Here is a 19,423-nt window from a genome sequence, read left to right as displayed (position 1 = left end):
AAGCGCTCTATCATGCTCTCTCGTAGTGGTAATCTGCCTCAGTAGCGACACCAAGGCAATAACCAGCAGCGGTTAAGCTAGCTTATCGGTAGCAACCCGGTAACGTGGATCTTCATTCACGTTAATTTCTACGAACTTATCAGCTTTACGCAATAAGTTGCGACACTCATCACTAATATGACGAATATGCAGTTTCTTGCCTTGTTGTTCGTATTTATCAGCTAACGTATCTAAGGCATCTATACCTGATGAGTCCCAAATTCGCGATTCTTTAAAGTCGATAACCACATGCTCTGGGTCATTGGCAATATCAAATAAGTCTTTGAAATGACTTACAGAGCCGAAGAACAGTGGCCCTTCTAAATCATAGACTTTCCAATCATCACTATCGATGTGACTTTTAACCTCAATATGGCGTGCATGCTTCCATGCAAATACCAAGGCAGAAACGATAACACCTACCACTACTGCAATCGCTAGGTCAGCTATAACCGTTACCGCGGTAACTAAGAACAGAACAAAAGCGTCTTCTTTGTTTACACCACGAATAATGCGGAACGATGCCCATTCAAAGGTAGCGATAACCACCACGAACATTACGCCAACTAACGCCGCTAGCGGGATCATTTCAATCAATGGTGCAGCGAAAAGGATAAAGGCAAGAAGTACCAATGCAGCAGTAATTCCTGATAAACGTCCACGACCACCAGAGTTAATGTTGATCATGCTTTGTCCAATCATGGCACAACCGCCCATGCCGCCGAAAAAGCCATTCACTGTATTCGCCACACCCTGACCAACACATTCTTTGTTGCCACGGCCGCGGGTATCTGTCATTTCATCAATAAGTGATAAGGTCAGTAATGACTCAATCAAACCAACTAAACACAAAATGATTGAAGTAGGCAGAACAATCATCACTGTTTCCCAGGTAAATGGCACCATAGGGATAGCAAATGTAGGCAACTCACCGGCAAGTGTAGCAGTGGCTTTTTGCGCTTCAGGTAATAAATCACGCACGAAATCGATTACTGTACGCGCTTCTAAATCAAGACCGTGTACCATAGCCGTTACCGTAACAATAGCCACCAAAGACGCCGGTACCGCTGTGGTTAACTTAGGCAGTAAGTAGATAATCGCCATGGTCAGTGCAACCAATCCAAGCATCCAGTACAACATGGTTCCTTGCATCCACTCCAGCTGCCCAAACGCATTAACCACTTTAAATTGCCCTAGTTGAGCAAGGAAAATAACAATCGCTAGGCCGTTTACAAACCCGAGCATAACAGGGTAAGGCACCAATCGGATAAACTTACCAAGCTTGAATATACCGCAGAGTATTTGCAGTAGACCGGCTAAAATAACAGCGGCAAACAGATATTGAACACCATGCTGTGCTACTAGAGCCACCATGACCACGGCCATCGCACCTGTCGCACCAGAAATCATTCCTGGACGTCCACCAATGGCCGACGTAATAAGTCCCATCATAAAGGCGGCATACAACCCAATCATGGGCTCAACACCAGCAACAAATGCAAAAGCAACCGCTTCTGGTACCAGTGCAAGTGCAACGGTAATACCAGAAAGCACGTCATTTTTTACATTACTATCTCGATTAGTAATTAAATCAAACATGTTTTCTCAGGAGTCTAGAGGTTTTAGGGGGCGTGCGTTAACAGTACAGCTGTGAATACTGTAGATCACTGTCATGCACAAATTTTGTGTGCGATTCTACCACCATTGATGCTTAAAATCTTTTAATAGAATGTTAATCGTACAGCGGATTTTAAGCTGACAAGGCTGGCTTTCCATGGCATCGTAATAAGCTTAGTTTTTCCTAACAATTGATTCGTCGTTTATTGTCATTGGCGCTCTCAATTGTATTCACACTAATTTTTTCAATCTAGGTTACTGATACTTTTGGCAACGAGGTGTATTTAACCAACCAATAAGGAGTGGAAGTGGTCCCTTATTTACTCACTATTTTATGCGTGCTAGTGGCAGGCGCTATTCATTGGGCATTTCCAAAAACCTTTTGGAAATCTACGTTAATGTCTACTGCAGTCATTTTGCTATTTTCTATTGCCGCATTATTTATCTTCAAAGCATCTGGCATGCTAATGACGGAAGCCGGAGAAGACCCTGACTTTTCAGGCAAATTATTGATGATTACTGCGTTGATGTCTTTTTTCGGGCTTCTTATTTCTATTTTTGTCGGCTGGTTTCTTCGAGTTGTAAGGGCGTAATAGCAAATATTGAAGTAGGTGCAAGTTTAAGCCCCTCTTAACTTGCACCGTTATTGAGCATAGACCGCGGTACGCGCAATAACGGCTATAGATGTCTGCTCAAAAAAACACCTTCACCATCGCCCCATAAGAATAAATAAGCAAAGAAAAACAAACACTTAAATAAACATGTTAAAGAGTGATACGTTCAGGCATACGCATTGCTTTTATAAAGTATTCCTTAAGTTCGCTAATTCCATAACGTATCATGCAAACAAACCATGAAATAACGGCCACTACGCATTATAGCGATGCCACTAAGCGCTTCTTGCTCGCCGCGAAACGAGCTGAAATCACGGTGCTTGAGCAGTTATCAAGCAACTGCCGCATTGTTATTTCCGTTCGAAATATGGTGCATGCTCTGCAACGAGAACGTGGCGCCACCAACATTTATTTAGCGTCTAAAGGCGATAGGTTTGCAGGGCAACGTGCCACCCATATTGAAGCAAGCTGTGAAGCAGAGTCGATGTTGCGCAGCCAACTTAAATCACTGTATTTAACCGATAGCCATGATACGGCTAACCCTCGCTTGTTAAGCAGCATTACTTTAGCCCTTCAAGGTATTGATTACCTGCCCGTACTTCGTGAACAAGCGAAAAACCTGACCCTTTCACCGTTAGATTCCACCCGCGCTTATTGCCGCTTAGTGGCAGGGTTACTTACTGTAATTTTTGAAGCGGCAGATATTGCGAGCGATCCCGTCATTACCCGCCTTTTAGTTGCACTATTTAACTTTATGCAGGGGAAAGAATATGCGGGGCAAGAACGTGCATGGGGTGCTATTGGCTTTGCAGAGACGCATTTTGACAAGCGCTTGTGTGACAAGCTCAGCGCACTACAACACGCCCAGCAGCATCACTTTACCGTGTTTAATGAATTCGCCCGCACCTGCCACAAAGAGGCTTATGAGCTATTAGATGACAGCCCCGCGGCGCACGATATTAGTCAATTGCGCAAAATGATTGCGCAGCTTGCTGATGGTAGCCCCATTGCGGCTGAAATTAGTGAAGTATGGTTCGATGTGGCCACACGTCGTATTGATGCCATGCAAGAAATTGAAAATAAACTGACCGACAGCTTAACGAAAGAAGCGCAAACTAAAGTAAGCAATGCGCATCATGAAATGAAAAATCATCAGCGGTTAATTGAAAGCTTTACCGATGAACACGCACAAGATGGCTCCCCCCTCACAATGCTATTCGACCCTAGCATGCCAGGTTTAGTGGAAGACAGTGATCTCTCGCTACTACAACATGATATGACGGGTTCGGGTAAAAACACTGATATTAGCGAACAAACACAAACCCTGTCTGCACATCGCTCATTTTACGATTTATTGCGAGGACAAGCTCAGTATATTGAAGACATGAGCCGTGAGTTAGATGAAGCCAAACGCGCCATTACCGAGCACAAGTTGGTGGATAGAGCCAAACTTATTCTGATGCAGCAATTTCAATTAAATGAAAATGATGCGTACCGAAAACTACAAAAGCAGGCCATGAATGAGCATAAAAAGCTGACCGATATAGCCGCTACCGTGGTTGAAATATCAAATAGAGCTAACCAACGCTGAACTCAACGTAAGTTGCGGCCACGTTACCAGCCAATTTTTCGTGTGTACCCGCTGAGTAAATACATCGGCTCTAGGGTGGCGGGGGTTTATCGAAATCGTACCGGCAAAATTACGTGATAGCCCATAGGGTGCAAGCATATCAAACTTATCGCCCTCTTCATTTGGGCAAAGCCTAATAGCCACACAGGTTTCTTGTTCTATCCAATAGCTAATCGCTTCTTCACAGTCTTTATACGCGTTGTGACCGTGCTTCACATGCATACGTGCCTGATTCTTCACTTGCCAGAGTGCTGAAGGTACTTGCTCAGACAGCGCATTTTCTATGTGGAGCTCTGATTTTTTTGAGGTATCTGATGGGTTGTAGTAGATAACATCGATGTCGTTTAACGGCGTAGGTTTCTTAAAGCCGTGAAGCTCATCCCATATGGCATTACGTAAAAATCCCGCCGCTAAATACCCTTGGGGCAACTTTAGCGATTTTAATGCGTTCAAGCACTGCATGCGGTAAAGATCTTCGGTTAGCATGCGGCTAACCGATAATCTAGCATCGCTTTCTGCGTTCGTCATAATAGAAGCCATTTTTTTGTAAAAGCTAATTTCATGAGGCTAATTTGAGAAGGCCAATATATGAAAGCTAAGGGTTATTTCGAATGATCAGAACGAATGCGTAAATTCCTTTGCCATTTAATCACGTAGAAACTAAATGCGGCTATCGCCCCGCCTCCTAGCCACCCCGCTATTACGTCTGTCGGCCAATGCACACCAAGCTGCACACGACTCAAACCAATAACAAATACCAATAGCGTAGTCAGAGAATATACCCATATTTTCAATTTAATTTCTGTAATAGAAAAACAAAAAAGCCTCGCTATACAGAAGTAAACAAGGGTAGACATCATGGCATGAGCAGAGGGAAAGCTTTGCGTTAATACGGTAACTTGATGGCCAGACAGCGGCGGCCTAGGACGGTCTATACCCGCTTTAAGCACAAAGGTAATCACTAAACCTGCAGCGACCGCCATTAATAGCGTAAGTGCTTTTTTTGGATGCCCAGTCAATTTCAAAAAACCAGCAACGGCAAGTGAAAAAAAGATAAGTACTTCATTACTGCCAAGCGCAGTGAAATTTTCAAAGAAGCGTTGAATCACCCCTGGCATATCGTCCCACACCAACATTTCAATGACGGCGTTGTCAAAAGGGGCTAATACTTCCATAGTGGCAAATAGCATTAGCAGCAAAAAACCTCCGCCTAATAACACCACCTGCACCGTAGGTGTTTTTACTATTTGCAAATACGCGTTAACCGAACTTCTTACTTCCATGTTACGTAGCGCTCCTATTGGGGCTATAGAAAATTAAAATGAATACTTAATCAAGTTCTTAATTGAAAAATGAAGCGACTATAAAAACGCGTTATGACTTACTGCCACCTAAACAGGCTGGCGATGTGAGCGCTTCGCCACCACGGGCCACCCACTCTGTTGGGGTATAAGTATGTAATGCTAGCGCATGTACGGGCCCTTTCAAGGCTTCATCGACCAACGTATTAATTTCGCGATGACGGGCAATTAAACGTTTGCCTTCAAAGGCATCAGTAACGACGGTGACCTTGAAATGGCTTTGTGCACCGTCAGGCACATTGTGCATAAAGCTCTCGTCTTCCACGTTCAACAACGCAGGCGAAAGCGCGCTTGTTAGGGTTGATTCTATAAATTCTTTAACATTCATATGAAAACTACTTTGTTGAAATTAAGTGCCGGAAAGTAAGGTTAATTCTACCACCGATATGTTTAGTCGTCTTAGCAATACCGTGCAGATAATGCGATTGAGTGGTTTCCCCCATGACTAATAAACTTCCGTGCTCCAATATTTGGGTAAAACGGGCGCCAGTTTCTTTGTGTTTAAACACAAAAGGGCGAGACTCACCAAAAGTGACCGACGCTACCACGGGATTAGGTCCGAGTTCAGGCTCATCATCAGCATGCATACTCATGCTGTCTTGCCCATGTCGATACCAGTTTGCCAGCACACTGTTGAAGGGTATATCACAAACCTCGATGCATTTATCTCGAATGACCGCTAGTTCAGGGGTCCAAGGTTGTGGTGCAAGCTTAATACCCGAATATTTATAAAGACACTCAGGATCACCTTGCCAAGCCTGTAATCTAGGCACGTCGAGGTATTTTCCATACATACGAATGGTATCTTGTCGCCACGGCAAAGTGCTTTCAAACACGCCTTGGTAGTCATTCGCTTGCTCTGAGCTAATCCATTGCGGATAATAGCGCACCTCAGCTTCTGGCAACGGTAGCGTAATGGGTGAGTTTTTCGCTGCTTTCGCGTCAGTAAAAAGTGGTAATTGCATAACACCCCGATAACTTTAGACAAGAAAATAATGAATACAGAATTTTCAATGGCAGAGCGCCAGTTTACCTTAATACGCTACCCTGAAAAACATCAGCATAAAAGCCTACAAGCGTGGGATAGTGCCGATGAGCTGCTTATTGAGCATGTGGAAGCGCACCTTGAAGCGCTTGTTGAAACTCAAACTGAAACATCCTCTACCTTGGGGCCCATACTCATTTTTAATGATGACTTTGGTACCCTTGGATGTTGGTTTACGCAGTATAATCCTATTTGGATTTCAGATTCGTATATTAGCTTGCGATCATTACAAGAAAACCTAAGGCGTAACCATTTGAAACCGGTTATTGATGAGGCTGGCGCACTAACGTCACCCGTAACCAGTTTAACCAGTGTTGAAAGCCTTACTTTCATGCCAGAGAATGCCCCCAGCGTTATCATGCTGAAAGTACCTCGCACACTGGCGTTACTTGAACAACAGCTTATCGATATTAAACGCTATGCTGCGCCTGGTACGCATATTGTGGCGGCAGGTAAAATAAAAGCCGTGACCAAGTCGGTATCCGCCTTGTTTGAGAAAATCATTGGCCCTGCTAAAACCTCTTTGGCAAAGAAAAAATCGCGATTGGTTTTTAGTACCCTTGATGAAAAAATTTCACCTATCCCTTCGCCTTATCCTGAAACATGGGAATGCAAAGGCGCCACAGGCCAAACCTTCGTATTAAAAAACCACGCAAATGTATTTTCTCGTCAGTCATTAGATATTGGTGCCCGTTTAATGCTTGAGCATATGACCGTAAGTGCTAACGAAACCGTGGTCGATTTAGGCTGCGGCAATGGAATATTAGGCGTAAACGCTTTAGCCTTGGCAGGCGACTGCAAGGTCATATTTATTGATGAGTCTTTTATGGCAGTGGAGAGTGCGCGATTAAACGTACTTGAGAATTTCCCAGACAAAATCGACCAGTGTGAGTTTATTGCCAGTAATTGCCTTGAAAGCTTGCTAGAAAAGCAACAATCGCCTTGGGTAACCAAGATATTGTGCAACCCCCCTTTCCATCAACAAAATGCCATTACCGACCATATTGCATGGCAAATGTTTAACGATTCAAAACACGCGTTAGTAAAAGGTGGCCAGTTAGTGGTGGTTGGAAACAGGCATCTTGAACATCACGTTAAACTTAAACGCATGTTTGGTGGTTCAGACGTGCTGGCAAGCGACAAAAAATTTGTTATTTTGGGCACAGCTAAACGATAAGGAATGTACATGTTAAAACCGCTTATAATGGCCTTAATTTTCTCAGCTCTCGTTTTTACGTCAGCAGCAATGAGCCCTAACGCATTGGCGGCTAAAAAAGATGATGGCTCACAAATTCAGCCAGATAACTATTACCCTAGAGTTAAAATTGAAACCACCATGGGTGATATTGTGGTTGAATTAGACCGCCGCCGTGCGCCTATTACCGTGAATAACTTTTTACGTTATGTAGACAAGCGCAGTTATGAAAACACTATTTTTCATCGTATTGTGCCAGGGTTTGTGGTGCAAGGCGGCGGCTATACCACCGATTTTGAAGGTAAGTCTAATTACCCTGAAATATTCAATGAGTCGGGAAATGGGCTAACCAATGACTTACACACCATCGCTATGGCCCGACAAGATGATCCGCATACTGCAAATCGTCAGTTTTTCTTTAACGTTAACGACAACGAAACCCTAAACCCAGGTCGAGACTGGGGCTATGCGGTTTTTGGCATGATTGTAGAAGGCGAAGATATTGTGGATGCGATGTCTGAAGTGGAGACCGAGTATTCGCTAATGCTGAACACCAACAATGTACCTATTGAGCCTATTATCATTAAAAAGGTGACTGTGCTTCCACCGTTCTAACGGCTAGCGGAATCACTGTTGCGCCAGAATAGGGTTTGAACCGGTGTGGACCTATCAATAAAGTAAGGGCCGCGTTTTTTAAACCCTAGCTGGCGTAATAGATGTTGAGAACGTTCGTTTTCGGGGTGGGTAGAGGCGGTAATGAAATGCATATCTCCTTCCATTTCCACCCAATCAATAACCGCTTTAGTTGCTTCTAACGCTATCCCCTGTTTACGCGCATCTGGTAGCAGCGCAAAGCCTAAATCAGGGCAACTGAAAACATAGCGATTAATTAGCCCACACACACCATAAGGCGCGGTGGTTTTTTTATTTCGTATTGCCAATAAGCCATATCCCCACTCACTAACCTGCGCGTTCACTCGGTCAATATAGTCAGCGGCATCTTCAACGCTCGCCACACCACGATAACCAATAAACTGCTTCCATAGCGGGTCTTGGTGCATTTCAACTAACCACAGTTTGTCAGCTTGCGTCAGTGGGCTTAATTCCAACCGTTCAGTTAGTAACAACATGAATGACTATGCCTCTGTGTGGATTGTGTTACCTTTTTTAGCAGCGTGTCTATTTGCGTTAAATGTTGCTTAGAAATAGCGGCAGCTCTTGGGTAAACGGGATTTACTCTGTCATTAATTCTAGGGTGGTTCCAACCATAAGTGTGTTCAATAAAAGCGGTAGCTTCACTTATCCCGCCATGCTCTAAGCAGCCCACTAGACAAGTATCAATGTAGGTTTGTGAAACGGGGAAGTCGCTGCTGGGGTGATGACACAGTAAAGTTTCACATAACCAGAGTTGGTGATGGCTTAACGCATCACGAAGCGCAGAAGTGAAAGAAGGTTGATTGCACAAGGAGGAACTTACATGTTCGATTGCACTGGCTGGCACTTCCACAAAGCGGTAGTTTTTTTCTCGCGCGCGCAATGAAGGGTTTACCTCGGCAGGAATAAGCTGGGCATTTAATTGAGATGTTCTATCGGCAACGGCGCCAACATAGGTTTGTTTTTCTTGCAGGCTTCGGGTAACCCATGCGCGTTTAAAACCTGAAACACGCACGGGTAAACCTTGAGTATAAATACCGGAGTGACGCTCTCGGGAATCTCGACTAAGCAAACTGCCATAACCTAGCACAATATGTTTACTTTGCTGGCTAGCTAAGGTAGCTAACCAACTGTCTTTCGCTGAATCTTTTATCGATTCATTTGCCGAGCTTTTTACCGACTCTTTAACCGAGCCGTCTGCTGCTTTTACGTCTACCAAGCGCACCCCGTTTTCGCTGCAATATTAGAACAGCGCACGTACTCCTAGCGTAAGATTACGGCCAGGTAGTGGCGCTTGATCTTTCAAAAATGATGTATGAACGCGAGCCTCTTCGTCGGTTAAATTGTTTCCTTTTGCATAAACAATCCACTCTACGCCTTGGCCACCAAATTCGTACTGAACACTGGCATCTAACAAAGTATAACCATCGGTTTGTGTTTCGTAAGACGCAACGTCATCTTGGTCATCATACCAAGTTACGCCAACATCAGCACTTAGCCCATTGCTCATATAACTGATGTTACCACCAAATCGCATAGGAGGCGTTCGAGGTAGGTTATCATCTTCAATTTCTGCGTTAATGTAATCGCTAAATACCGTTACGCGTACTTGCCCATTTACATCATAGTAGGCTTCGGCTTCCAGACCCCAGATATCCGCATCAGCTTGCTGGAAGTAGTAGATAGGTGTGCCTTCTTCTTCCTCGTGATCTTCGTGCTCTTCAGTTATTGCCAATAACCCTGTATTTGTTTGATAAATATAATCATCTGCTTGGTTATAAAACAATGAAACCGTATAGCCCCAATCGCCAGTGAATTTACGGAAAGTAACATCGATATTGGTGCTAACTTCTTTTTCTACGTCTTTTAAGTCTTCTTCAATATGACCGTCTTCATCTAAGTCAAAAACCAAACCTAGCTCGTAGCTTTGTGTGGCCAAATGCTGACCTGCAGAAAACAGCTCTTGTTGGCTAGGCGCACGCTCACTACGTGAAAGTGTAGTGGCAATTGAGCGACCTGCTGCATATTCCCAGTTTAAACCAGCAGATAAAGACGTACTGGTGAAGTCATACTTGTTGAAGCTATATGACGTGACTTGCTCTTCATGTTCTTCGTGATCCTCTTCTTCTTCATGCTCTTCTTCATCAGCATGGGTCACTTCAAGAGATAATTCACTGTCATCGGCATCGTATTCGGTGTATTCAACACGACCACCTAATTCGAAGGTCACATCACCCACGACTTTTTGCTCTACAAGGTAAACCGCATAGTTAGAAGAGGTATTTGCAGGGGTAAAGGCTTCTTCACCCTCGGCTTCATAATCACTGTGTTGGAATTGAACACCTAGCACACCATGCCAGCCATCCACTTCTTCGTGAGACACTGAAGCGCGTATATCGCTAGATTTGTTAGTGAAGATAGTCCCTTGCTCGCCATCTTCAATTTCAACATGTTCGTAATCGGTATAAGCCGCAGCAAACTTAGCATTGGTTAACCCTTTGATAGGTGAATGCCATTCGCCTGCCGCTTGATAACGTGTCATGTCTACGTCAATCAATACGCCTTCTTCTTCGTGCAACTCTTCATCATGATCTTCTTCGTCATGATCTTCTTCATCATGATCTTCATCATCGTGGTCTTCTTCATGTTCGTGACTGTGACCAGGCACGCCATAACGGTTATCAAGTTGCTCTACCGCAAAGCCAAAGTAACCTTCCTCACCAATATAAGACAAGCCAGCCGTTATATCGCTGGTTTCCATCGCAGTGCTTTCTAATACACCGTATGCTTCGTCTTCATCAGGCTCTACTGAGGCATAACCAGGAATATCAGTGTCATCTGTGTTACGAGAGTAACCATCGATATGCCATGCAAAGTTACCGCTGCCACCAGTGACATCACCGCGAGCGTATTTACCGTTATCTACTGTGCTGTAGCTAACTTCAGCCTCGCCTTCAACACCGTCCATTTGATGTTGCACAATACGCTTATCAACAATATTAACCACACCGCCAATGGCGCCGCTTCCATATTGTAATGTTGCAGGACCACGAAGCACTTCTACTTGTGTGGCACTTGCCAGGTTGCTCGTGACGTTGTGGTCAGGGCCAACACGAGATACATCAGAAACATCTAAACCGTTTTGAACAATTTTAACCCGTGGGCCATCGTTACCACGAATAATCGGGCTACTTGAAACTGGGCCAAAGTACGTACTTTGTACCCCAGGTGTATTCTTCAATGTTTCGCCTAATGTAGGCGCTTCAATACGTCTAAGGCGCTCTGCTCCAATCACGGTTACAGGTGTAACAGACTCAAGTACTGAAGATTGTAATGCGGTAGCCGTCACAACAATATTTTCAACTGATGAAGGAGTAAGTGAAAAATCTACGGTTTTGTCACCGACGATTTCACCAAGGTCGTTATCACCATGAATATATTGGCTTGAAAATACGTGAAGATGTACATGAGTTTGCTTAACATCGTTAAAACTGTAAACACCATTTTCATCGGTGGTAACGACTCGGCGCGTACCTTCAATGCTAACCTCGGCACCTTCGACGGGTTGACCTGATACATCGGTAACTTTACCGCTAATAACAGTCGCAAAGGATGGAGACGAGAGTAGACCTGCTATCGTAAGACTTAGCAGTGAACGCATTTTCATAACGGTTTCCCTAACAAATTTTTATTCATTTTGACCAGTTGCATGGCCATTTTTGTGATGTTATAACATCTTGTAGGTTAGGGCGTTTATTGTCAATGGCAACTTGTCTACGATTTAACTTCATTCAGCGACAAGATTATCTAAGTAAGTCACTGTTTAGTGAAAACAACGCTCTGATTTGAGCTGCTACGATTACTATCTTGGGCTGGAAAAAGGTAATAGGAAGCAAGCGTTACGAGCAAAGTAAGAACCTAGGCTCTACTCACGGGAAAGTTAAGCACCTCTTGAATATGCGACGCCCCTATTTTAAGCATTAACAACCGATCTATACCTAACGCTACCCCTGCGCAGTGTGGCAAACCGTTTTCTAGCGCAGACAGAAATCGCGTATCAATGGGCTTTACAGGCTGGCCATTTTTACGACGCTTCTCATTGTCTTGCTCGAAGCGTTGTTTTTGTTCCGAAGCCTCGTTTAATTCATGAAAGCCATTCGCTAACTCTGCCCCTTTAAAATACACTTCAAACCTGTCGGCAGTACGTGAGTCTTGTGCATTGATGCGGGCGAGGGACGCTTGTGAAGCAGGAAAACCAAACACAAAACACGGCCGCTCTTGACCAATAACCGGCTCAATCGCCATTGAAAAAAGCAGTTGTAATTTACTGTCTTTATCAAGCTGTTCAGGGCTTGAAATATCGATATTGCAGTCAGCCATTTTAGCCAGAAGCATTTCATCAGTAGCGGTGAGCGGGTCTATGCCCAACCGAAATTTAAACACATCTTGATAACTGATTATCTCGCCAGCATCTGTACCTAGCGTTTCTATTAATAACGCATCAACTTCCTGCATTAGGGCATGGTGGTCGAAGCCCGGTCGATACCATTCCAGCATAGTGAATTCAGGGTTATGCCAGCGCCCTTCCCCTTCATGTCGAAATGCTTTGCAGATTTGATAAATAGCTCCACTTTGACCGCACAATAGGCGTTTCATAGCAAATTCAGGAGACGTTTGTAGATAAAGGTCTACCGGTGCGCCATCCCGCGAATGATTAAACTTTGTAAGGAATGCATCGAGATGTTCATCGGTTACCGTGCCGCTGGATAATAATGGCGTTTCTACTTCCAGCACATCTCGGGTATAGAAAAAGTGTCTTATGCTACGCAGTAAATTGGCTCGTGCAATTCGAGAATCATGTGATGAGGTTGGTTGCCAGTCGTTCATGAACAGAGGTGTCTTTGCTTATTGATAAGAATGATGACAAATACGATAAACAGCTTCGGGGATTATCGATTAGTAAGCTTTATTTGGCGAATCACCCATAGGAAAAAATGTGTAACGGTAAGCGAGTTACCGATGCCAAATACGGCATCGGCTAACTGCAGCTGTTTCTTATTTCTTACTTACTTTTGTTACTTTTGCGCACGAGACGCATACTCACCAGAGCGAGTATCAACTTTAATTACTTCACCGGTTTGCACAAACAAAGGAACACGTACTACTGCGCCCGTTGTTAGTGTAGCTGGCTTACCACCTGTACCCGCTGTATCGCCTTTAAGGCCTGGGTCAGTTTCAGTAATTTCAAGTTCAACGAAGTTGGGTGGTGTTACTGTAATTGGCGTACCGTTCCACAAGGTAATAACGCACACATCGTTTTCTACCAACCACTTAACACTATCGCCTACTGCTTTTTCGTCTGCCGCGATTTGTTCGAATGTTTCGTTGTTCATAAAGTGGTAGAATTCGCCGTCGGTGTACAAGTAAGCAAGCTCAGTGTCTAAAACATCTGCGCCTTCTACTGACTCACCAGAGCGGAAAGTTTTTTCTAAAACTTTACCTGAGATAAGTTTACGAATTTTAACGCGGTTAAATGCCTGACCTTTGCCCGGCTTCACGTATTCGTTTTCTAAAATGTTACAAGGTTCACCATCCAGCATGATTTTCAGGCCGGCTTTGAACTCGTTAGTGCTGTAATTAGCCATAATTCCTCTGTCTAAACATAAGGTACAAAAAATTTCGTGGAACAAATAATACCTAAAAAAGCGATTTCTGTAGAGCATAACTGGCAAAAAGAATTAGCTAATAGCTTTACCAGCCCTGAAAAGCTGTTGTCTTTTTTAGATTTACCCAGCAAAGACTACGAACAAGACAGTAAAGCACGACGCCTTTTTCCTATGCGTGTTCCTCGGCACTTTGCCTCGTTAATGGAAAAAGGAAACCCCAACGACCCGCTTTTTTTGCAAGTGATGCCACTTAAACAAGAGTTTAGTATTGAACCGGGTTACACGAAAGACCCATTAGAAGAACACGATACTGCTGGTAAAGGTTTGCTACATAAGTACGACTCTCGCGTATTATTAATGGTACGTACCGGGTGTGCGGTTAATTGCCGTTATTGTTTTCGCAGACACTTTCCATATGCCGATAACGCGGTGAATAAAGCCCAGTGGCAAGAGGCATTAGATTACATTGCTGGCAACCCAGCCATTAACGAAGTGATTTTCTCGGGCGGCGATCCGCTAATGGCAAAAGATGATCACCTGGCCGCATTAGCAAAAGAAATCGCCGCAATACCGCATATTAAACGACTTCGTATTCATACCCGTTTACCGGTTGTACTACCCGAACGCCTCGATAATGCTTTTTTTGACTGGTTTACTCAGCTGCCTATTCAAAAAATACTCGTATTGCATGTTAATCATTCAAATGAAGTATCACCAGCGCTTAAGAGCCGCTTAGAAAAATTGCGCACTCACGGGGTTACCTTGTTAAACCAATCGGTGTTGCTAAAAGATGTAAATGACTCAGCGGATGCACTGTGTGAATTAAGTGAGCGGTTATTTGATGCAGGGGTTCTGCCCTACTATTTACATGTACTTGATAAAGTAGAAGGGGCAAGTCACTTTTATGTTAGTGACGACATGGCAAGACAGATTATGCAAGAAGCGATAAAGCGCCTACCAGGTTTCCTTGTGCCTAAACTCGTTAGAGAGATAGGCGCTCAGCCTGGCAAAACGCCCATCGACTTACATTTACATCCCTAACCTTAAGCGAAAGTATCTATATTTGCGCCTACAGCTGGATTAGAAGATGTTGATTTTGGTACGTCAGCTGAATTTTCTAATAGCTGAAGCGCCGCTTTTCCTTCTTGCTCTTGTTGACCCTTGGCCAACTTAAGTGAAGCGAGTTCAAGTGACGCACCGGACGTTCCAGAGGCACTAGCACCTTGTAGATCCATACCGTTTTCCTTTGTTGCTTGAAGCAAAGTAAAAAAATAGGCAAAATTGCCCACCTTCGAGGTTATCGGCGCGACATGCTGAAACTTTAATCTAATTTTACACTGCTTTTTTCAGGCGACTTTTGTGAGACGTCTTTTATGGGGCTTCTTTTACAGGAAAAGATATGCAAGGTATTCACCAACAACTACAAGATACTATCCAGGCCCTTTACCGTAAGGCGGTGGATGCAGATCAGGCATTGGATCGTTTGCAAAAAGACAGTCAAGGTAAGTTTGCCGCCATATTTGCAGAAGATAGCCCTTTCACCACACAAGCAAAACGCTTCGGCCCCTATGTAGAGGAAATTGCATTAGATTGGCAAGCGCTTAAAGACATGACAGAAGAAGAAGCGAAGGCAGCGCTACCTTCTTTGATTAAAAAGATTGAATTGGCACTCACTACCGTCTCTCAATTTCAGCAGTCACTGGCAAGTAAATAGTCGCGCTTTTTAACCTACAAATACCATTAACCTATAAAATTCCATGCTACCTTGAATCGTATTTAGGTAGCATGGCTGGTTAGATTTAGGCTCAAAGGGCTAGCGCTCGCTATTAGTGCTCCCCGACATCACCCGCTTCAATTTGATTTATTAAATTCCCCTCAGCATGCGCCTTTTGATACATAGGCACTTGTTTGATAAGGCGTTTAATCTCAGCCACTTCATTCAAATAAGCTTCACTGTCTACACGCCCATATTTTTCGGTAAATGCTTGCTTACTTAAGCCTTCGGGGAAGGCTTTAATCGCTGGAACAATATCGTTATCAGATTGAATTCGTGCCACAGCATTTTGTGTACTTTCGGCATGCTCAGGCATGGTCGCCACTCGGGCAAATTGTGAGCCCGACATATCAGCACCTAAATCAACAAAGCTGTAGCCTGAACCACCTGCTCCTCTGTCCATTAACTCTTTAAATTCACCAATTGCCCACGACATATCCTGCTCGGCAAGTAACTCAAGGGCAGCGGAAATAATAAAATGGCGGGCTAAGTCGTTACGCGCTAATAAAATAGCCGGGGCTCGGGGCTTTAATGCTTTTGTTGGGTCGGGCTGTAAATCGCCCACTAGGCTACCAATACGATAGTGCCCCACATACGCAGCAAGGGCCAATATCACCGCTTTATTATGTAGCGCTGCCTCGTGGGGAGAATGGCTTTGCTCTCTTGCGCGAGCCATGCCTTCTCGTAAGTACTCAATAAGAGGCACTGGTTGCTTTGATAGCGCTAAATCACGCCCTGAGATGTAACGCAAATAATAAGCTGCAAGGGTTTGAAGCTCTGTTTCTTCTTGAACGCTCATATTGTTAGACACCACGGTAAGCTCTTCTAACAAAGAGGCCAGTGGCGCAGTATGTAAGGACACTTCACCGCGGCGCATCGTCACTTTTTCAACACGAGTCAGTGCAATAGTGGCAATTTCGGACTTAGTCCAATAATTTATACCCTTTTCAGCAAACGAGAGCATGAGAGGCCCAGACAAAGACAAGTCTCCCACACTAATATAATCAATTTGCAGGCTATCGCCGGGTAAAATTAACGCTGATACATTGAAATATAAATCAACACTGCTGGGTGAAAAGGTAAAGGTAATCGTACTGCCCACTTCTGTTACGTTCACAACGCCACTAAAATTAGGCACGGCCCGCTGCAATACGCCCACTAAGCTTTCTATTTGGGTTTCGGTTAAATGAATAACGTGGTTAGAACTTCGCTGAGTGAACGCATTTTGTAACTGAGACAGCAAGTCGTTAACGCTATCTGCGCCATCTAATTGGTTTGGTGCACTAGACACCACCAACGGCGAACGCTGAACCACAGCTACGCTTACCCCAATCAATACGACAAAGGTCACCACGAATAAAACAACGAAAACACCAAGAATCCAACGGGCCATTCTCATCATGATTTAATCACTTCCCAAACACCATGCATACATACCACCACGACCTTACCTAAACGCTACGTTGTGAAGAGTAGAAATAGTAGCTAAATCTAGTGTTTATGACTAGCGACCTGTGATCTCTTGTTCTAACCATAATGGTAAGCTTTCGTAACGGGAGGTGGCCTGAGTGAAATCGTGGGTAGCCGATTGCGTAGTAGGGATCACCACACACGCTAACTCAGCCGACAACGCTGATTGCATGCCAGTATACGTATCTTCTATGGCAATACACTCGCCAGGCGATACGCCCAGCTTCTCCATGGCTAGCTGGTAGCAATCGGGGGCAGGCTTACTGTAAGTGACATCTTCTACCGCCACCACACATGAAATGTATTGCGCTAGGCCATAATTAGTCAGCGTTTTTTCAACGGATAATGTACTCCCCCCCGTCACTATCCCTATGGTGAACCCTGCATCTGCGCACGCCTTTATGGTTTCAGCAGCGTGCGGCATAAGTGGAAAAGCTTGCTGTGAAAGATACGCTTCAACTTTGTCGTGTTTCTTTTTGGCCAGCTGCTCAGGTTCTACGTCTAATGAAAAATGCTCAACAACATCTTTCGCATTTTGTTTCACGGGTATACCCGCCATTACCTTGCAGTAAAACTCATCTGTTAACTCTGCACCATAACTGGCCACTATTTCTCGCCACAGTGTAAAGTGGACGCGCTCTGAATTAATCAAGGTTCCATCGTGATCAAACAATAGCGTGGTAGTGTTATTTGAAACGGAAGAATTTGCCATCGGTTCACCTCGAATATCAGCAAGTATTAAAACGATTTTCCAACTACTTGCGTGAATGATTGTTAAAACATGCAGTGGTAACTGTACTTGAAAAAAAGAACCTCCAATCAGGAGGTTCTAGATAGACTGTCAGACTAAATACCTATCGTGTTAGCGTTCGGATTAACGAAGCCCGCAGCTTTTTGGAAAACAAAATATCTCGTTTAGTCCACGGTAAGCTTTGCTCACCATCAACTTCGCTCCACCGCTCAAAAGACGCACGGGGCGAAAGCATGCCTTGTTCGTCAACCTCTTTTTCCGGCTTGCCGGCCCAGTAGGTTATCTGCGCTTCGGGCTGTCGAAAGATATACAATCTCGCTCGGGCTAATTCATAGTTCATACGAATTAGCATCACGCCTCTGACATTTTCTGAGTCTAATGCCTCTAACCCAGCATACTGACGAATATCTTGGGTGTGCAGGATGACATCAGACGTGTCTGACTGAAAGGCTTTATCGATACGTTTTAGTTGAGCAATGTCATAACCATTATCATCACTAACATACCACTGCCCATTTATAAAAATGGCAGCCCCGCACGCGATGAAATCTCGTTTTACGTCTTCTAAAAACGCTTGAGTTGCTTCGGCATCTTTTAAGCGAAGCTTATGCGTAATTGCCCCAACTTTCTCATCCAATGACGTAAGCAATTGCAGGCGCTTTTTCGATTTGTGCGTGGAATACACCATAGAGAAATACTTCACCAGCATTTCCGCTTGATGGCGCAATTGCGCATCTATGTGCGATTCGGTGCTATTGTGACACGACACTAAGCCCCACAATTTACCGGTTTGAATGATGGGAATAGAAAATGACGTAGCCACGCCCATGTTTTGCATGTATTTGGCATGAATAGGCGACACACTGCGTAAATCTGAATACGTTAGGTTTAGCGGTTGCTCCGCTTGATTCAAAAAGTCAGCGGGCGGTAAGGCACTGCTGGCAATATATCGCGAAGGATTTTCAAAATACATTTGGCGGGCAATAGCAGGTATGTCCGATGCTGGAAATTTTAATCCAAGGTACTTTGGCGCCCCTTCAATCACCTTTTCAGCCACTACTTCGCCGCTCCAAAGTTCATTAAAGCGATAAAGCAATATACGTTCACAGGGTAAAAACTCATCAAGTGTTGAGATAAGTTGCTTCCAGAAATCTTCATCTTCCCAGTGCTGTTCAATAGTCGGGAGTATTGAAGATCGTAATTGTAGATATTGACGCTGAGAGACATTCGTTATGCTTGATTCAATCTCAATCAGAATACCTTCTTCACTGCGATGGCTTCTGAAATTCAATACCTTATCATTAAACGGCTCGTTAAAAGCATAGGCCCTATCGCCAGTCTTTGAGCCTAAATTATAAAGTAAACTTAACGGCAACCAATCGAGTGACTTTACTGGGCAGCCCACCAGTTCAGAGGGCGATAGGTGAATAAGACTGGCCAAATTACTGCTAGCGGCAGTGACCTGCAAAGATTCACTATCGATAAAGAACGCACCGCCAAACTGCTGAACCTTGCCACTTAAATGCAAAGCCTCTTTTTCACAATTCTCAACCAAGGCGTCCATCTCAGCATTGTGTTTATTACGGGTTGTCGTATCAGGGTTCATA

Annotated in this window: 20 protein-coding genes; 6 read left to right on the top strand and 14 right to left on the bottom strand. The window is 44.2% G+C overall.

Annotated features, from left to right (window positions below; all coding sequences use genetic code 11):
• Positions 1 to 72: 72 nt before the first annotated feature.
• Positions 73 to 1,638: a SulP family inorganic anion transporter gene (locus J5X92_RS07705; RefSeq protein WP_013785471.1), complete on the bottom strand. Its 1,566-nt coding sequence runs from the start codon at positions 1,636 to 1,638 to the stop codon at positions 73 to 75.
• Between the two features lie 326 nt (positions 1,639 to 1,964).
• Between J5X92_RS07705 and J5X92_RS07700 the strand changes: the two genes are divergently transcribed.
• Entirely contained in the window at positions 1,965 to 2,249 is a 285-nt protein-coding gene (locus J5X92_RS07700; protein WP_013785472.1) for a hypothetical protein, read from the top strand.
• A 247-nt stretch (positions 2,250 to 2,496) separates the two neighbouring features.
• Positions 2,497 to 3,861: a nitrate regulatory protein gene (locus tag J5X92_RS07695; protein ID WP_126872431.1), complete on the top strand. Its 1,365-nt coding sequence runs from the start codon at positions 2,497 to 2,499 to the stop codon at positions 3,859 to 3,861.
• Here the strand turns inward: J5X92_RS07695 and J5X92_RS07690 are convergent.
• The 4 genes from J5X92_RS07690 to J5X92_RS07675 form a co-directional block, all read right to left on the bottom strand.
• Entirely contained in the window at positions 3,838 to 4,428 is a 591-nt protein-coding gene (locus tag J5X92_RS07690) for a nucleotidyltransferase family protein (RefSeq protein ID WP_244360436.1), read from the bottom strand. The genes J5X92_RS07695 and J5X92_RS07690 overlap by 24 nt on opposite strands.
• A gap of 74 nt (positions 4,429 to 4,502) precedes the next feature.
• On the bottom strand, positions 4,503 to 5,183 hold the full coding sequence (locus J5X92_RS07685; RefSeq protein WP_126872429.1) for a phosphatase PAP2 family protein: 681 nt from the start codon (positions 5,181 to 5,183) through the stop codon (positions 4,503 to 4,505).
• 91 nt (positions 5,184 to 5,274) lie between these two features.
• Positions 5,275 to 5,589 carry a BolA/IbaG family iron-sulfur metabolism protein gene (locus J5X92_RS07680; RefSeq protein ID WP_013785476.1) on the bottom strand — a complete coding sequence of 105 codons (315 nt, stop codon included), beginning with the start codon at positions 5,587 to 5,589 and terminating at the stop codon, positions 5,275 to 5,277.
• Between the two features lie 7 nt (positions 5,590 to 5,596).
• Positions 5,597 to 6,226, bottom strand: a complete 630-nt coding sequence (locus J5X92_RS07675; RefSeq protein ID WP_126872428.1) for an alpha-ketoglutarate-dependent dioxygenase AlkB — start codon at positions 6,224 to 6,226, stop codon at positions 5,597 to 5,599.
• A 30-nt stretch (positions 6,227 to 6,256) separates the two neighbouring features.
• On the opposite strand from J5X92_RS07675, the gene J5X92_RS07670 reads away from it, so the two are divergent.
• A complete protein-coding gene (locus tag J5X92_RS07670; protein WP_208805284.1) occupies positions 6,257 to 7,483 on the top strand; it encodes a methyltransferase in 1,227 nt (408 codons plus the stop codon).
• A 9-nt stretch (positions 7,484 to 7,492) separates the two neighbouring features.
• Positions 7,493 to 8,116: a peptidylprolyl isomerase gene (locus J5X92_RS07665; protein WP_013785479.1), complete on the top strand. Its 624-nt coding sequence runs from the start codon at positions 7,493 to 7,495 to the stop codon at positions 8,114 to 8,116.
• On the opposite strand, the gene J5X92_RS07660 is transcribed toward J5X92_RS07665, so the two are convergent.
• The 5 genes from J5X92_RS07660 to efp form a co-directional block, all read right to left on the bottom strand.
• Complete coding sequence (locus tag J5X92_RS07660) at positions 8,113 to 8,631, bottom strand: GNAT family N-acetyltransferase (RefSeq protein WP_013785480.1); 519 nt, start codon at positions 8,629 to 8,631, stop codon at positions 8,113 to 8,115. The two genes, J5X92_RS07665 and J5X92_RS07660, sit on opposite strands and share 4 nt — an antisense overlap.
• The gene (locus J5X92_RS07655) at positions 8,619 to 9,380 is read right to left on the bottom strand and encodes a gamma-glutamylcyclotransferase family protein (RefSeq protein ID WP_126872426.1); all 762 of its coding nucleotides are present in this window, start codon (positions 9,378 to 9,380) and stop codon (positions 8,619 to 8,621) included. Before J5X92_RS07655 ends, J5X92_RS07660 begins: the two co-directional genes overlap by 13 nt.
• 18 nt (positions 9,381 to 9,398) lie before the next feature.
• Positions 9,399 to 11,822 (bottom strand): TonB-dependent receptor, encoded by a 2,424-nt coding sequence (locus J5X92_RS07650; protein WP_208805281.1) that lies wholly within the window; start codon positions 11,820 to 11,822, stop codon positions 9,399 to 9,401.
• Positions 11,823 to 12,073: 251 nt separating this feature from the next.
• The gene (epmA, locus tag J5X92_RS07645; RefSeq protein ID WP_013785483.1) at positions 12,074 to 13,042 is read right to left on the bottom strand and encodes an elongation factor P--(R)-beta-lysine ligase; all 969 of its coding nucleotides are present in this window, start codon (positions 13,040 to 13,042) and stop codon (positions 12,074 to 12,076) included.
• 188 nt (positions 13,043 to 13,230) lie between these two features.
• The gene (efp, locus tag J5X92_RS07640) at positions 13,231 to 13,800 is read right to left on the bottom strand and encodes an elongation factor P (protein WP_013785484.1); all 570 of its coding nucleotides are present in this window, start codon (positions 13,798 to 13,800) and stop codon (positions 13,231 to 13,233) included.
• Positions 13,801 to 13,836: 36 nt separating this feature from the next.
• Between efp and epmB the strand changes: the two genes are divergently transcribed.
• Positions 13,837 to 14,862, top strand: coding sequence for an EF-P beta-lysylation protein EpmB (epmB, locus tag J5X92_RS07635; RefSeq protein ID WP_126872424.1), 1,026 nt, complete (start codon positions 13,837 to 13,839; stop codon positions 14,860 to 14,862).
• A 2-nt stretch (positions 14,863 to 14,864) separates the two neighbouring features.
• On the opposite strand, the gene J5X92_RS07630 is transcribed toward epmB, so the two are convergent.
• The gene (locus J5X92_RS07630) at positions 14,865 to 15,056 is read right to left on the bottom strand and encodes a hypothetical protein (protein WP_013785486.1); all 192 of its coding nucleotides are present in this window, start codon (positions 15,054 to 15,056) and stop codon (positions 14,865 to 14,867) included.
• 164 nt (positions 15,057 to 15,220) lie between these two features.
• On the opposite strand from J5X92_RS07630, the gene J5X92_RS07625 reads away from it, so the two are divergent.
• Positions 15,221 to 15,535: a hypothetical protein gene (locus tag J5X92_RS07625; RefSeq protein WP_126872423.1), complete on the top strand. Its 315-nt coding sequence runs from the start codon at positions 15,221 to 15,223 to the stop codon at positions 15,533 to 15,535.
• 112 nt (positions 15,536 to 15,647) lie between these two features.
• Here the strand turns inward: J5X92_RS07625 and J5X92_RS07620 are convergent, their stop codons facing one another.
• The 3 genes from J5X92_RS07620 to J5X92_RS07610 form a co-directional block, all read right to left on the bottom strand.
• Positions 15,648 to 16,997, bottom strand: coding sequence for a hypothetical protein (locus tag J5X92_RS07620; RefSeq protein ID WP_244360431.1), 1,350 nt, complete (start codon positions 16,995 to 16,997; stop codon positions 15,648 to 15,650).
• A 102-nt stretch (positions 16,998 to 17,099) separates the two neighbouring features.
• Positions 17,100 to 17,777 (bottom strand): HAD family phosphatase, encoded by a 678-nt coding sequence (locus J5X92_RS07615; protein WP_208805280.1) that lies wholly within the window; start codon positions 17,775 to 17,777, stop codon positions 17,100 to 17,102.
• 142 nt (positions 17,778 to 17,919) lie between these two features.
• A complete protein-coding gene (locus tag J5X92_RS07610) occupies positions 17,920 to 19,422 on the bottom strand; it encodes a GAF domain-containing protein (protein WP_208805278.1) in 1,503 nt (500 codons plus the stop codon).
• Position 19,423 lies beyond the last annotated feature (1 nt).

This window comes from Alteromonas sp. K632G (assembly GCF_017653625.1).
GTDB classification, from domain to species: domain Bacteria; phylum Pseudomonadota; class Gammaproteobacteria; order Enterobacterales; family Alteromonadaceae; genus Alteromonas; species Alteromonas naphthalenivorans.
This window is presented reverse-complemented; position numbering and strand designations above follow the sequence as displayed.